Genomic DNA, 12,574 nt, shown 5'->3' on the forward strand with positions numbered 1-12,574 from the left:
GCGCGTGGATCCGACGGGGAGTTCCCGGTGTTGCTTCCGCCTCAGACGGGGCGGATGTTCTCTGCCTGCAGGCCCTTGGGGCCCTGCGCCACATCGAACTCGACCCGCTGGTTCTCTTCGAGAGAGCGGTAGCCGGATGACTGGATGGCGGAGTAGTGCGCGAAGACGTCAGCGCCTCCGTCGTCGGGGGAGATGAAGCCGAAGCCCTTCTCCGAGTTGAACCACTTGACCGTGCCCTGGGTGCTCATGTACTGCCTGTTCTGCTGATGTAGAAGCCGACGCAGGGGTGCACCGACATCGCTAACGCTAGTGGAGGGGACCCCTAGCGGAATAGCCGTTGCGAGAAGGTAATCCAAATGTTGCACGAGCGGATGCGCCCGGAAAATGGTGTGGCCCTCACCGCGGGGGGAGCGATGAGGGCCGAAGACGACCGGAGGGTGCGTCAGAAACAGCCTAACCCCTCCGCGGGGTTCTTGTCCCCCTTTTGGGGGACAAATTTGAAAATCTTCGAGAGGACCGGGCAGAGAGCGGCCCTCTCGAGGAGCCCATTGGGGACTGAACTACTCGAGAGGGCCCAATCGCATGCACGGATCGTCCGGCCCGTGGGGAGGGCCTCCGCCCCCTGGGGAGAGGCGTAGACGATCGATCCCCTTGCATGCACCTTCACCATAGGGGAGGACGCGATCTCCCGCCATGGACCTTGACAGACGCACCGGTAGCCTGAAGCGGTGACCATGCTGAACAAGGACATGACGCTCTGCATCTCGCTGTCGGCACGGCCGAGCAACAACGGCACCCGCTTCCACAACCACCTCTACGAAGCGCTCGGCCTGAACTGGATCTACAAGGCCTTCGCCCCGACCGATCTGACGCAGGCCATCGCCGGCGTGCGCGGTCTCGGCATCCGCGGGTGCGCGATCTCCATGCCGTACAAGGAGGACGTCATCGCCCTCGTCGATCGCATGGACCCCTCGGCGCAGGCCATCGACTCCGTGAACACCATCGTGAACGACGACGGCGTCCTCACCGCCTCCAACACCGACTACTCGGCGATCGCGCAGCTCATCGCGGAGAACGACCTCGACCGGACGTCATCGGCGCTCCTGCGCGGCTCGGGCGGCATGGCGAAGGCGACGGCGGCCGCGTTCCGCGACGCCGGCTTCACAGACGTGACGATCGTCGCCCGGAACGAGTCCGCGGGCCGTGCCCTCGCCGACCTCTACGACTTCGCCTGGCAACCGGAGGTCGGGAACGCGACGGCCGACGTGATCGTCAACGTCACCCCGATCGGCATGGCCGGGGGCGCGGAGGCCGACGCGCTCGCCTTCGCGGAGCCCACGATCGCCGCAGCCACGGTCGTGTTCGACGTGGTCGCCCTGCCCGCGGAGACCCCGCTCATCACCGCCGGCCGCGCGGCGGGGAAGACCGTGATCACCGGCGCGGAGGTCGCGACGCGTCAGGCGCTCGAGCAGTTCGTCCTCTACACCGGCATCCGACCGTCCGCGGAGCAGGTACGCGCCGCCGAGGCGTTCATGCGCGCCGGAGCGTGAGGCGATGATCCCACGTCAGGACGCGCGGCCCTCGGCGAGATAGCCGAGGCGGTGCAGGGTCTCCGCGTTGCGCCAGCGGAGCATCGGCGTGGTGAGGAACCGCGGCAGCAGCGTCGCCGGGCCCTTGACGGGCTCCTCGTCGATGCGCACCTGGCAGCCGGTCGGGGTCGTCCGCGCGCGGATCGTCACCTGGGCTTCGCCGACAGGCCAGCCCCGCGCCCGCAGCACCGCCCGGTGCGGCGGGTGCCATTCCACGAGCTCCGTCGTGTCGTCGAGGAGTGCGGGCCACGTACCGACCGAGTGGTGCAGCTGAGCGCCGGCAGCCGGCCAGGAGTCGTCGACGTCGCGCATCCGCGAGGCTCCGACCACCCACGAGGGGTAGAGCCAGCCGTTCGCCAGCACGCGGAACACGTCATGGGTGGTGCACGTCAGGTCGCGGGTGTTGGTGGCCATGGTTCCTCCGTTCCGCACCCATCCTGGGCGCTCTCCCCGCCCCGCGGACAGGTGCTTGACATCGGCGTCCGCCCTGTCCCGTACTCTCCTGCCATGGCCCGCACCCACCCCGCCGCCTCCACCGGTTACGAGCCGGACTACCCGCTCCTCACAAAGCGCCTGGTGCTGCGTCCGATCGTCGCGACCGATGCCGTGGCGATGCACGCCTACAAGTCCGACCCCGCCACCGTGCGGTACGTCCCGTACGGACCGCTCGACGTGGCGGACATCGAGGAACGCATCGCCACGATCTGGTCGAACACGCACTTCGCCGGAGAGGGCGACGCCGTCTGTCTGGCGGTGGAGGATCGCGATTCCGGCACCCTTCTCGGAGACGTCGTCCTGTTCTGACGCGACGAGACGAACCGCGCGGGCGAGATCGGGTACATCTTCGATCCCCGATTCGCAGGTCGCGGATATGCGACGGAAGCCGTTCATGCCCTCCTCGCGGTCGGCTTCGACGGGCTGGGGTTGCACCGCATCTCGGCGCGGATCGACGAGCGGAACTCCGCATCGGTGCGAGTGGCGGAACGGCTCGGGTTCCGCCACGAGGCCCGTTTCGTCCAGAGCGAGTGGTTCAAGGGCGAGTGGTCGACGCTGCTCGTCCTGGCGATCCTGGAGCACGAGTGGCGCGCGGGGGTGTCGCCGGACTGAGCGTCCGCGCGCTCCCCGGCTAGCACAATCGCTCGGGGCACGCCTCCCCCTTGGGCCCCGTCGAGATCCCGTGACAGGGTCGATCCATGCTTCAGCGACTGACTTCCCGACTGTCCGACGGCGTCGACGCGGTCTTGCACGAGGACTCTCCGGCGCTGCTGACCCGCGGCTACGACTTCGGCGAGCGCATCTGGCGTCGCGCCCGCTCGGGGGCCCGCTCCGCCCCGATGCGCCTGCTCGGCCACCCGGCCGCGTTCGTCCGGGGCGCCGAAGGGGTGGAACTGTTCTATGACGAGAGCCGTATCGCCCGCGCCGGCGCCATGCCGGGGGTCATCCGCGAACCGCTGTTCGGCCACGGCTCGGTGCACGCCCTCGACGGCGCCGCGCACCGCCACCGCAAGGCCACCTTCGTGGCGGTGGCCTACGAGGACGCCCAGGTCGAGCGGCTCACGCCATACCTGGAGCGCGAGTGGGCGACGGAACGCGAGGACTGGCGCGCCGGCGGCACACGCAGTGCGTACGACGCCGCCGTCGGTGCGTTCGGGCGCGCCATGATGCGCTGGGCGGGCCTGCCCGGCACGGCCGCCGCGCAGACCCGATGGGCAGCCCGACTCGCGCAGATCGTGGACGGCTTCGGCGCGCCGTACTCCCCCGCCTACCTCGAGGCTTTCGCGAACCGGGTCTTCTCCAACCGCCACGCGCGACGTCTCATCGAGGCCGTCCGCGCCGGCACCCTGAGCGCTCCGGACGGCACGGCCCTCGCCCTCTGGGCCGCGCATCGCGACGGGAACGGGGAACTCCTGTCCGCCGAGGTCGCCGGGGTGGAGCTGCAGAACAGCATCCGTCCGATGATCGCCGCCGCGCGATTCGTGGCGTTCGCGGCGAAGCAGCTGCACGACCACCCGGAGTGGCGTGCGCGGATCGCGGCCGAGACCGCGGAGCGCGGGGCTTTCGTCGGCGGGACACTCGCGACGATGTTCGCGCAGGAGGTGCGCCGGACCGGGTTGTTCGTGCCGATGCTGCCGGGGCGGAGCATCGCGGAGGTCGAGATCGAGGGTGTGACCGTCCCGGAAGGGGGCCGGGTCGTGCTGGACATCCTCGGCACGAACACCGACGCGCGATCGTGGTCCCATCCGGAGCGCTTCGCCCCCGAGCGGTTCACGGACGTCGACGACTACGAGGACATCACGACCTTCATCCCCCAAGGCGGGGGCGACGTCGCCTCCGGACACCGCTGCCCCGGCGAGAAGCTCGTGATCGCCGGCCTCTCCGCCGCGATCGCGGTGCTGAGCGACCCGGAACTGACGGTGCTCGATGAAGGACTCGACGTGAACCGCCGTCGGCTCCCCACCAAGCCGTCCTCTGGAGGCCGGGTGCGCGCCGCCGGCTCCGGGCGCGGCTGCCCGTTCCACTGAGTCCCGGGGGTCGCACGTCGTCCGCGACCTGTCAACCGGGTGGCTCCGGTCGGCCTCCCCGGAGAGCCTGGAAGAACGACGGACATCGAGACGTGGAGGACATGATGAAGGCACTCACCTGGCAGGGCAAGCGCAACGTGACGGTGGAGGAGGTCGCCGACCCGGTCATCCAGCAGCCGGCGGATGCCATCGTCCGGATCACCTCGTCCGCCATCTGCGGGTCCGACCTGCACCTCTACGAGCTCCTGGGGCCGTTCCTGGACCGCGGAGACATCCTCGGGCACGAGCCGATGGGCGTCGTGGTGGAGGTCGGTGCGAACGTCACGAAGCTGAAGCCGGGCGACCGCGTGGTGATCCCGTTCAACATCTCCTGCGGCGTGTGCTTCTTCTGCCTCCGTGGCCTGCAATCGCAGTGCGAGACGACGCAGGTCCGGAAGTACGGCAGCGGCGCGGCACTCTTCGGGTACACCAAGCTCTACGGCCAGGTCCCCGGCGGACAGGCCGAGTACCTCCGGGTGCCGCTGGCGGACTACAACCACATCCCGGTGGCGCCGGACCTCCCCGACGAGCGCTACCTCTTCCTCAGCGACATCCTGCCGACGGCCTGGCAGGGCGTCGAGTACGCACAGCTTCCGGAGGGTGGGACCCTCGCGGTGATGGGCCTCGGACCCGTCGGACAGTTCGTGAGCCGCATCGCCCGGCACCGGGGCCACCGCGTCATCGCGGTCGAACCGGTGGCGGAGCGGCGCGCGATGGCGGAGCGCCACGGCATCGAGACCCTCGACCTCACCGACACGGCCGTGGAGGAGATCCGCGACGCCACCGAGGGCCGAGGCGCGGACGCCGTGGTGGACGCGGTGGGCCTGGAGGCGCACGGCAACAGCGGGGTGGAGTTCCTGCAGAAGGCGGTCGGTCTGCTCCCCGACCCCGCCGCGCGGCAGATGCTCGACAAGGCCGGGGTCGACCGGCTCGCGGCCGTGTACGCCTCGATCGACGCCGTCCGTCGCGGCGGTACGGTCTCCCTGAGCGGCGTGTACGCGGGCGACGCCGACATCCTGCCGATGAAGACCCTGTTCGACAAGCAGATCAGCCTGCGGATGGGGCAGTGCAATGTGAAGAACTGGATCGACGACATCCTGCCGCTCGTCGAGGATCCGTCCGACCCGCTCGGTGTCATGGATCTGACGACGCACCACGCGGCGCTGGAGGACGCGCCGGAGCTGTACCGGACGTTCCAGGAGAAGAAGGACGGCTGCATCAAGGTCGTGCTGCACCCCTCCGCTGCCTGACGGCTGATCGAGGGACTCCCGTGAGCAACCTGGGTTGACAGTCGCCGCTCAAGCAACGTAGGTTGACACCATGGAGTCCCTCGACATCGCCCGCGTCGCTGCGGACACGACCGATCCCCGTGCCGGGCTGCGCGCCGTGGCCTCACTGCGGACCCTCGCCGACGCGCTCGAGCTGCGTCAGGTGGAGGCCGCACTCCGCGCCGGAATGAGCTGGCAGACCATCGCGGATGCCCTCGGCGTCACGCGGCAGGCGGTGCACAAGAAGCACAGCCGTCGCATCGACCCGACCATCCCGGTCCCACGGCGGAACGCATGAGCCGGTTCACGCAGGCCGCCGCGACCATGCACACGCTGTCGCTCGCGGCGATGGAGGAGGCCTCGCGCCTCGGCGTGCACGACGCGGACATCGATCATCTGCTGCTCGCTCTCACGCTCGATGCGGACACCGGCGGGCAGGTCCTGCGGCGCTCGGGCGTCCATCTCGACGCCGCCCGGATCGCGGTCGAAGCACAGCACACCGCGCAGCTTCGGGCCGTGGGAGTGGACGCTCCCGCGCTCGGCACCGGCCGCATCGTGTTCCACGAGACCGAAGGGTACGACTGGACGGATCGCGCCCTCGCGGTTCTCCGCGCCGCGACGAGCGGCGGCCGACAGGGCGATTCCGCGGCGGTGCTCCGCGCGCTCGTCGCGGAGCCGAGCGGCCTGATCGTCGCCGTCCTTCATCGGCTCGGAGTTTCCGGGACGGAGATCACGGCTCAACTGGACGAGGTCGAGGCCGCCGCTCGCTCCGCGCAGGATCGGTCGGAGGGCTCAGGGATCACCGCGTCCCGGTCGATGTTCGTGCCCGCCGCCATGGCCGACGTCTGGGCGCTGGTCTCCGCCGGCGATCGTCTCCCGGAGTGGGAGCAGAGCGTCGAGAGCGTGGTTGCCGGATCGGACGACGGGCCCTGGGAGGCGTTCGCTCCCGCGACGGCTCCGGACGGGCGCCCCCTCGGCCGCAAGCCGGCGTTCCATCGCCTCCGCGTGACCCGTTCGGCGCGCGAGGAGTCCCCGCAGGTGTCCTGGCGCTTCGAGTACTCCGATGCGCCGGACGCGAACCCGCGCACACTCGCGCTCGCGCTGGAACCGGCTGCGGGTGGGACGCAGCTCCGGGCGACCCTGACGTGGGAGACGAAACCACGTGGGCCGCTCCGACGAGCCCTGAGGGCGCCTCTCCTCCCGCTGCTGCGCGGGCTGGTGTTCATCCAACTCGTCCAGGTCGAGAGCGGGATCAGCCGCGTCTTCCGCTGATCCGACCCTCAGTCGTCCTCGTGCCGCGGACCGATCCCCGGCTCCTTGCTGTGGGTCGACTCGTACGCGGGCTCCGGCGGGTTCTTCGAGGCGGGGTCGACACGGGCGGCGTTTCCCGCTCCGGCGTCAGCCCCAGCACCGCCGGCGGGTACGTCCTGGATGCCGTCGGGATCATCGCCTCCGCGTTCGGCGAGATGCGCCGCGACGCCTTCCCTCGAGGGCTCCTCGCCCGACTCGACGAGATCCTCCTCCTCGGGCCGCAGCGGCTTCTCCGGCTCCAGCGGCTCATCCGGGTACATGAAGGCTTCAGGATTCGACATGACGCGCTCCTCTCGTGGCGGAGACTCCAGAGTGCGTCGGATCCGCGCTGAGGACAAGGCCCGTTGACAGGTCGCCGTCCCCCCGGTATCCCCGGCGGGCGCAGCGGAGGACCGCCACACCCACCGGGCCGGAGCCCTCAGCTCTTCGCGCCCTTGCGAGGCTTGAGGAACTCGTCCGGGGCATTCTTCGCACGCTTCGCCGCCCGCTTCTCCTTGAGCGAGAGCTGCGGCGCCTTCTTCCCTGCGCGACCCGGTGTGGACTTTCCTGACATGGCGCTTCCCCTTCGTGACTGGCTGGCGTAACCCCCGACCATACCCGGAAGCCCGGGGAAGTCAAATCGCCGTCTGAACGGGAGAAAAACGCTCGTGAACTTCGGTCTTCATCTCCCCCGGAGCGCCTCGTCGAACCGAGTTCTTTTGAATGACTCAAATTAACGTGATACGGTCGGAGGACAGCAACGGGCCAGGCCGAGCACTCCGCACGATCACCCGCGGAGACGCCCCGCCGTCGTCCGCATGGCGCCCCGGGGCGATGACCCCGCAGTCGGGCGCACGCGCCTCGCGGGGGACCCCCATCCCTGGGCGCGAGCCTGCCCACCCCCGAGAGAGGAATCCCGATGCCAGAGACACCACCGACGGAACAGACCGAAGCTGTGCTCCGCCTGCAGCCCGCCGAGCTCCATGCGGCCGCGCCGTTCGCGCCGGACGACGACCGCTTCGTCGCAGAGCTCGCCTCCCCCGGCCTCGGTGCGTGCTCGTTCATCCTCGGCCCTCAGGGCGCTCCTCCGCCCGCGTGGATCGTTCTCGACTACGCCGACGGGCATCAGCGCCGCTGGCGGCGCACGCGGCGAGCCGGCGATCGGCATTTCTTCGCTCTCGTGGAGGACACGGCGAGCGCCGGCTACGTCACAACTGTTGCCTGAGGCAACTTTGAGGCGTACCCTGGGAGCATGAGCACCGGCGAGGACGTCGCCGGCATCCACGTGGCCCTCGTCCGCGTGGTGTCGGAATGGAGTGAGAGCGACCTGCAGCGTCAGGTCGCCGAAGCCGTCGACGTCGCCCTCGATGCGTCCGCCATCCGCGCGCTCTACCTGCTCGGGATGAACGGCGGGGCGATGGGCTTCGGCGACCTGGCCGCGCACGCGGCGCTGTCGCGTCCGACCACGTCGAAGCTCGTCGCCCGGATGGCGACGCAGGGCGTCGTCGATCCGGTGCGCTCGGGTCGCACGGTCGAGGTGCGACTGACGGACGCCGGCCAGCGCGCCTATTCGCGTCTCGTCGACGCAGGTCACCGCATGGTCGACGACGCGCTCACCGGCTGGTCGCCGGACGAGATCGAGGGTTTCCGTCACCAGCTCACCCGCTTCGTCACCGCCCTGTCCGGCACGCCGCCGGTCGCGTCCATCAAGGAGGAAACCTCATGACCCGCACGTATGTCGTCACCGGATCCGCATCCGGCATCGGCGCCGCCACCACCCAGCTGCTCCGCTCGCAGGGGCACACCGTCATCGGCGTCGACCTCGCCGGCGCCGAGGTCGAGGGCGATCTGTCGACCCACGACGGCCGCCTGGCTGCGGCGAGCGCCGCCGTCGAGATGGCCGACGACGGGATCGACGCCGTCATCGCCTGCGCCGGCATCTCCGCTCCGATCTCGAAGACGATGTCCATCAACTTCTTCGGCGTGACGGAGTTCCTGACCGCGCTGCAACCCACGCTGAGCCTGTCCGATGCGCCCCGCGCCGCCGTGGTGTCGTCGATGGCCTCGCTGCAGCCGGTGTCGCCCGAACTCGTCGACGCTGCCCTCGCCGGCGACGAGGCACGGGCGATCGAGATCGGCGACCGCCTTGCCGCGACGCCCGAAGCCGGGTTCCTCAACTACTCGTCCAGCAAGCGCGCCCTGTCGCGCTGGGTCCGCCGGGAGAGCGTGACGCCGGCGTGGGCGGGAGCGGGCATCCCGCTGAACGCCGTCGCCCCCGGCACCGTCACCACCGCGATGACCGCCGGGCTGCTCAACTCGCCCGAAGGTCTGGCGATGGTGGATGCGGCGGTGCCGATGCCCCTGAACTACCACCAGCCGGCGTCCTCCATCGCCGAGCTCCTCGTCTGGTTGACGAGCCCGGTGAACACCCACATGGCGGGCCAGACGATTTACTGCGACGGCGGGGCCGACGCCGTGCTGCGCGGCGACGACATCTGGTCCTGGAACGACGCTCCGCAGGGCTGAGTCCCGCACTGCTCAGCCGCTGTTCCGGGAGCACGGGTATCCTGAGGGTGTCTCCGGCACCCGGAGCAGCGGACGAGGGAGCAGTACCCGCACACGACGACTGACTCATGAAGGAGTCCGTCATGATCCGGTCGTTCATCACCCGCACCGACGTGCTGCGTGTGGCGCTGGGGTGGGGCGCGTTCGTCGCCCTGCTCGCCCTGCACCCGCTCCTCGCGCCGCCGGTTCCCGGTCCGCTCCTGATCGTCGCCCTCCTCGCGATCGTCGCCGTCATCCTCGTGTGCGCCTTCGGGGTCGTCAAGCAGGCCGAGGCCCTCGCTCACCGACTGGGCGATCCGTACGGCTCCCTGGTGCTGACCCTGTCGATCGTGCTCATCGAGGTGATCCTCATCTCGGCCGTCATGCTCGGGCCGGGCGAGCACGCCACGATCGCGCGCGACTCGGTCATGGCCGTGTCGATGATCATCCTCAACCTCGTCATCGGTCTGGCCCTCCTCCTCGGCGGGCTCCGTCACCGAGGGATGGCACACAACCGCACCGGCACATCCGCGTACCTTTCCATGCTCGTAGTCCTCGTCGCTCTGGCCTTCGGACTCCCCGGCCTCATCGGCGAGGGCGGCGCATACACGGTCGGCCAGGAGATCCCGATCATCGTGCTCACGCTCGTCCTCTACGCGTTCTTCCTGTTCCGGCAGATGGGCGCGCAGGCCGACGACTTCACCGAGGTGGACGAGCGGCTGCGCCCGGCCGTCCGTGCGGCCGAGAGGGAAGCACCCCGGACCCCCATCCGCGAAGTGCTCGCGGCTCACCGCGTCGAGGTGCTGACCCGCCTCGTGCTCCTCGTCGTCACGGTCGTCCCCATCGTGCTGCTCTCGCACGACATGGCGACCCTGCTCGACGACGGTCTCGGCCGGCTGGGCGCTCCGGTCGCCCTGGCGGGACTGTTGATCGCGGGCATCGTGTTCCTCCCGGAGTCGATCACCTCGATCCGTGCCGCCCTGAACGGCGAGGCGCAGCGCGTGAACAACCTCTGCCATGGCGCGCTTGTGTCGACGGTCGGCCTGACGATTCCGGCGGTCCTCCTGATCGGCATGCTCACCGGGCAGGAGGTGGTGCTCGCCGAGTCGCCGGCGAACCTCCTCATGCTCGCCGTGACGCTGCTGCTCTCGGTGACGACGTTCGCGGCGAAGCGGGTCACTGCGATGCACGGGGCCGCACACGTGGTGACCTTCGCCGTCTACGTCCTCATCCTCATCCGTTGAGCCGCCTCGGCGGGACGACTCGAAAGACCCCGACCTGTAGGTGGGTCGGGGTCTTTCAGACGGAGAACGAGAAGATCGGTCTCCCTCAGTGCCACGTCCTCGGGCATGCTTCGAGGGCCGCGTAGTACTCGTTCTGATCCATCGTCGCGGGATACAGCTCGGAATAGGGATCCCACCCCCCGGGGCCGCTTTGCACCTGCTCCACGAACGTCTGCTCAGAGGGCGGGGTGCCCGGGTCGAGCCCCCGCTCGGTCAGGCACTCGGCGGTCGCGAGGACCTGCTTATAGATCCCCCGCACCTCTTCGTCCGAATAGACAGGGGGAACGTCATAGCCGAAGGACTCCTCGCATGCCTTGTAGTCCGCATCGTACGAGTCATCCTGCCCCTTGGGCACGGTGACATTTATGCCACCGTCTGCAAGCATCTCGATGTCCCAGCCCTTATCCTCCAGACACCCCTCCATGTTCTCGCCCCAATTGTCGAGGTCTTGGCCGGCCGAACTCCCCTCGCTGGGGGCCGATTGCCCGGGGCCACCAGTACAACCCGTCAGGAGGACAAGGCTGGCGGCGCTGGCCAGAACCAGCGCCACCAGCCGTGACGATGTGATCGCTACCAAAGCTTGCAACCACTCGACCAGCCGGAGCTGACGATGGACGTGGCACTCGTGGAAACCGTACCCTTCGTCGCCCTCTGCGTGGTCCCGGCGACAGAGTTGTTGCGCGCCGTCGCCGATGTCTTCCAACTGCCCGTGGTGGTGGAGCCGTTGTCGTTGTAGACCTTGATGGTCTGCGTGCCCTTCGAGTTCAAGTTCATCCTGGGGTTGTCAGGCCACCAGCAGGAACGACCGGTGTATTCGACGCTCGCTGCCGATGCGGACACAGCCGTCCCGAAAACCAGCGCTAATGCGATGAACGCGGCCGCGCCGACCTGGGTCTTCTTCTTCATGTCACCCTCCGATGGGACTTGTCTTCTCGCGCCCCTCGCGCGATTGCCGGTCAGTTTCGCCGGGTTCGATGAAGAAGTCAAGGAGACTAAAGTCCAGGTCAGGGCACTCGAAGTTCCCGGATCGGTTCCCGACGGCTAGCGACCGCCGCAGGAATCAGGGAGGCGATGAGCGCGGTGCAGAGCGCCAGGATGGCGAGTGCGGCGGTGAATGCGCCCCCCGGCCAAGGGTCGCCGCTGGCGAAGAGAACGACCAGGGAGACGGCGACCCCGACGATGATACCGACGCCGGCCAGAAGCGCAGTCTGAGTCACCAGCAGGCCGATGATGAGTCCACGGCTCGCACCGAGTGCGCGCCGTCGGCCGAAGTCTTTGCGCCGCATCATGACCAGGCCGTAGAGAAGGACGGCTACCAGCAGGCCGGTCAACGAGAGGAGAGCCAGAACCAGGCTCCGAGAGAAGGATCCCAGCTGTCCCTCGATCAGCGCGCGAAGCTGAGCGAGCTCTTCACTCGTCTGGATCTTCACCATGCTGGCATCGTCCGCACCCAAGACGGAACGGACGGCTTGGCTCACCGGCGCGACGAGGTCCGGGCGGTCAGCGATCACGATGAGGAGTGCGATGCTCTCGGCACCCGTTGCATGCTGCTGTGGCACCAGCACGACGGGTTCGTAGCCTGCCAAGAAGTCGGGCACTTCCACGGTGCCGACAATCCCCAAGGTCTCCCCGGTGCTCACGGTGATGCCCCCCATCTGGTCAGGAAGACCTAGTTGCTTCAGAGCAGCGGAGGACGCCCATGCGGCACCGTCCTGCACCGCCGGATCGCCCGGGATTCCGAGGCGCTGGAGCTGTGAGCCGTACACCTGTCGGACGGGAACGCGGGATCCATCAGGTATCGCCGTGTTGGTCGCGTCGACAGCAGCGGAGAACCCGCCAGCCCACTCGATCCCCTCGATCGACGCGATGCGATCGAGGACGTCGCTCGTCAGACCTGCTTCGGCTTCCGCGCGGATTGTTATCGAGCGCGTGCCGGCGGAATCGATCGAACCGAGGACTTGCTGCTCGGCCCCCACGGTGCGGCCCGTGGTGAGCATGACGGAGACGATCATCCCCATCACGATCAGCACGGTGAGGGT

General features: G+C 69.0%; 16 protein-coding genes and 1 pseudogene. 10 read left to right on the forward strand and 7 right to left on the reverse strand.

What is annotated here, in order from left to right:
* Positions 1 to 41: 41 nt before the first annotated feature.
* Positions 42 to 248: a cold-shock protein gene (locus CYL12_RS12285; protein WP_017203899.1), complete on the reverse strand. Its 207-nt coding sequence runs from the start codon at positions 246 to 248 to the stop codon at positions 42 to 44.
* Between the two features lie 480 nt (positions 249 to 728).
* Here CYL12_RS12285 and CYL12_RS12290 point away from each other — a divergent pair, with 480 nt between their 5' ends.
* The gene (locus CYL12_RS12290; RefSeq protein WP_199399116.1) at positions 729 to 1,550 is read left to right on the forward strand and encodes a shikimate 5-dehydrogenase; all 822 of its coding nucleotides are present in this window, start codon (positions 729 to 731) and stop codon (positions 1,548 to 1,550) included.
* A gap of 15 nt (positions 1,551 to 1,565) precedes the next feature.
* Here CYL12_RS12290 and CYL12_RS12295 read toward each other — a convergent pair whose 3' ends face one another.
* Positions 1,566 to 2,003 carry an SRPBCC family protein gene (locus tag CYL12_RS12295; protein WP_101847854.1) on the reverse strand — a complete coding sequence of 146 codons (438 nt, stop codon included), beginning with the start codon at positions 2,001 to 2,003 and terminating at the stop codon, positions 1,566 to 1,568.
* A 93-nt stretch (positions 2,004 to 2,096) separates the two neighbouring features.
* On the opposite strand from CYL12_RS12295, the pseudogene CYL12_RS17445 reads away from it, so the two are divergent.
* The 5 genes and pseudogenes from CYL12_RS17445 to CYL12_RS12320 all read left to right on the forward strand — a co-directional run bounded on the left by CYL12_RS17445 (position 2,097) and on the right by CYL12_RS12320 (position 6,690).
* Positions 2,097 to 2,696 (forward strand): annotated as a pseudogene (locus CYL12_RS17445) (GNAT family N-acetyltransferase).
* A gap of 86 nt (positions 2,697 to 2,782) precedes the next feature.
* Complete coding sequence (locus tag CYL12_RS12305) at positions 2,783 to 4,111, forward strand: cytochrome P450 (RefSeq protein ID WP_101847855.1); 1,329 nt, start codon at positions 2,783 to 2,785, stop codon at positions 4,109 to 4,111.
* 104 nt (positions 4,112 to 4,215) lie between these two features.
* The gene (locus CYL12_RS12310; protein ID WP_101848790.1) at positions 4,216 to 5,400 is read left to right on the forward strand and encodes a zinc-dependent alcohol dehydrogenase; all 1,185 of its coding nucleotides are present in this window, start codon (positions 4,216 to 4,218) and stop codon (positions 5,398 to 5,400) included.
* A 70-nt stretch (positions 5,401 to 5,470) separates the two neighbouring features.
* Positions 5,471 to 5,716 carry a hypothetical protein gene (locus CYL12_RS12315; RefSeq protein WP_101847856.1) on the forward strand — a complete coding sequence of 82 codons (246 nt, stop codon included), beginning with the start codon at positions 5,471 to 5,473 and terminating at the stop codon, positions 5,714 to 5,716.
* Complete coding sequence (locus CYL12_RS12320; protein ID WP_101847857.1) at positions 5,713 to 6,690, forward strand: SRPBCC family protein; 978 nt, start codon at positions 5,713 to 5,715, stop codon at positions 6,688 to 6,690. The genes CYL12_RS12315 and CYL12_RS12320 overlap by 4 nt, the downstream gene beginning before the upstream one ends.
* Before the next feature lie 8 nt (positions 6,691 to 6,698).
* Here CYL12_RS12320 and CYL12_RS12325 read toward each other — a convergent pair whose 3' ends face one another.
* A complete protein-coding gene (locus tag CYL12_RS12325) occupies positions 6,699 to 7,010 on the reverse strand; it encodes a hypothetical protein (protein WP_101847858.1) in 312 nt (103 codons plus the stop codon).
* A gap of 137 nt (positions 7,011 to 7,147) precedes the next feature.
* Positions 7,148 to 7,282, reverse strand: a complete 135-nt coding sequence (locus tag CYL12_RS17490; protein WP_255218720.1) for a hypothetical protein — start codon at positions 7,280 to 7,282, stop codon at positions 7,148 to 7,150.
* Positions 7,283 to 7,627: 345 nt separating this feature from the next.
* On the opposite strand from CYL12_RS17490, the gene CYL12_RS12330 reads away from it, so the two are divergent.
* The 4 genes from CYL12_RS12330 to CYL12_RS12345 all read left to right on the forward strand — a co-directional run bounded on the left by CYL12_RS12330 (position 7,628) and on the right by CYL12_RS12345 (position 10,496).
* A complete protein-coding gene (locus CYL12_RS12330) occupies positions 7,628 to 7,933 on the forward strand; it encodes a hypothetical protein (protein WP_158297176.1) in 306 nt (101 codons plus the stop codon).
* A gap of 27 nt (positions 7,934 to 7,960) precedes the next feature.
* On the forward strand, positions 7,961 to 8,434 hold the full coding sequence (locus CYL12_RS12335; RefSeq protein ID WP_101847860.1) for a MarR family winged helix-turn-helix transcriptional regulator: 474 nt from the start codon (positions 7,961 to 7,963) through the stop codon (positions 8,432 to 8,434).
* Positions 8,431 to 9,234 carry an SDR family oxidoreductase gene (locus tag CYL12_RS12340; protein ID WP_101847861.1) on the forward strand — a complete coding sequence of 268 codons (804 nt, stop codon included), beginning with the start codon at positions 8,431 to 8,433 and terminating at the stop codon, positions 9,232 to 9,234. The genes CYL12_RS12335 and CYL12_RS12340 overlap by 4 nt, the downstream gene beginning before the upstream one ends.
* Positions 9,235 to 9,356: 122 nt before the next feature.
* Positions 9,357 to 10,496 carry a calcium:cation antiporter gene (locus CYL12_RS12345; protein WP_233486737.1) on the forward strand — a complete coding sequence of 380 codons (1,140 nt, stop codon included), beginning with the start codon at positions 9,357 to 9,359 and terminating at the stop codon, positions 10,494 to 10,496.
* Between the two features lie 85 nt (positions 10,497 to 10,581).
* Here CYL12_RS12345 and CYL12_RS12350 read toward each other — a convergent pair whose 3' ends face one another.
* The 3 genes from CYL12_RS12350 to CYL12_RS12360 all read right to left on the reverse strand — a co-directional run bounded on the left by CYL12_RS12350 (position 10,582) and on the right by CYL12_RS12360 (position 12,547).
* On the reverse strand, positions 10,582 to 11,085 hold the full coding sequence (locus tag CYL12_RS12350) for a hypothetical protein (RefSeq protein WP_158297177.1): 504 nt from the start codon (positions 11,083 to 11,085) through the stop codon (positions 10,582 to 10,584).
* 20 nt (positions 11,086 to 11,105) lie between these two features.
* Positions 11,106 to 11,441: a hypothetical protein gene (locus CYL12_RS17235; protein WP_158297178.1), complete on the reverse strand. Its 336-nt coding sequence runs from the start codon at positions 11,439 to 11,441 to the stop codon at positions 11,106 to 11,108.
* Between the two features lie 98 nt (positions 11,442 to 11,539).
* Entirely contained in the window at positions 11,540 to 12,547 is a 1,008-nt protein-coding gene (locus CYL12_RS12360; protein WP_233486738.1) for an ADOP family protein, read from the reverse strand.
* Between the last annotated feature and the right edge of the window lie 27 nt (positions 12,548 to 12,574).

Source organism: Zhihengliuella sp. ISTPL4, from assembly GCF_002848265.1.
Taxonomy (GTDB): Bacteria; Actinomycetota; Actinomycetes; order Actinomycetales; family Microbacteriaceae; genus Microbacterium.

Bases quoted from the DNA above. Each gene is read 5' to 3' on its own strand.
- CYL12_RS12315 (WP_101847856.1), top strand. From the start codon at position 5,471: ATGGAGTCCCTCGACATCGCCCGCGTCGCTGCGGACACGACCGATCCC.
- CYL12_RS17490 (WP_255218720.1), bottom strand. From the start codon at position 7,282: ATGTCAGGAAAGTCCACACCGGGTCGCGCAGGGAAGAAGGCGCCGCAG.
- CYL12_RS17235 (WP_158297178.1), bottom strand. From the start codon at position 11,441: ATGAAGAAGAAGACCCAGGTCGGCGCGGCCGCGTTCATCGCATTAGCG.
- CYL12_RS12310 (WP_101848790.1), top strand. From the start codon at position 4,216: ATGAAGGCACTCACCTGGCAGGGCAAGCGCAACGTGACGGTGGAGGAG.
- CYL12_RS12320 (WP_101847857.1), top strand. From the start codon at position 5,713: ATGAGCCGGTTCACGCAGGCCGCCGCGACCATGCACACGCTGTCGCTC.
- CYL12_RS12285 (WP_017203899.1), bottom strand. From the start codon at position 248: ATGAGCACCCAGGGCACGGTCAAGTGGTTCAACTCGGAGAAGGGCTTC.
- CYL12_RS12330 (WP_158297176.1), top strand. From the start codon at position 7,628: ATGCCAGAGACACCACCGACGGAACAGACCGAAGCTGTGCTCCGCCTG.
- CYL12_RS12360 (WP_233486738.1), bottom strand. From the start codon at position 12,547: ATGATCGTCTCCGTCATGCTCACCACGGGCCGCACCGTGGGGGCCGAG.
- CYL12_RS12325 (WP_101847858.1), bottom strand. From the start codon at position 7,010: ATGTCGAATCCTGAAGCCTTCATGTACCCGGATGAGCCGCTGGAGCCG.
- CYL12_RS12295 (WP_101847854.1), bottom strand. From the start codon at position 2,003: ATGGCCACCAACACCCGCGACCTGACGTGCACCACCCATGACGTGTTC.
- CYL12_RS12305 (WP_101847855.1), top strand. From the start codon at position 2,783: ATGCTTCAGCGACTGACTTCCCGACTGTCCGACGGCGTCGACGCGGTC.
- CYL12_RS12340 (WP_101847861.1), top strand. From the start codon at position 8,431: ATGACCCGCACGTATGTCGTCACCGGATCCGCATCCGGCATCGGCGCC.
- CYL12_RS12335 (WP_101847860.1), top strand. From the start codon at position 7,961: ATGAGCACCGGCGAGGACGTCGCCGGCATCCACGTGGCCCTCGTCCGC.
- CYL12_RS12345 (WP_233486737.1), top strand. From the start codon at position 9,357: ATGATCCGGTCGTTCATCACCCGCACCGACGTGCTGCGTGTGGCGCTG.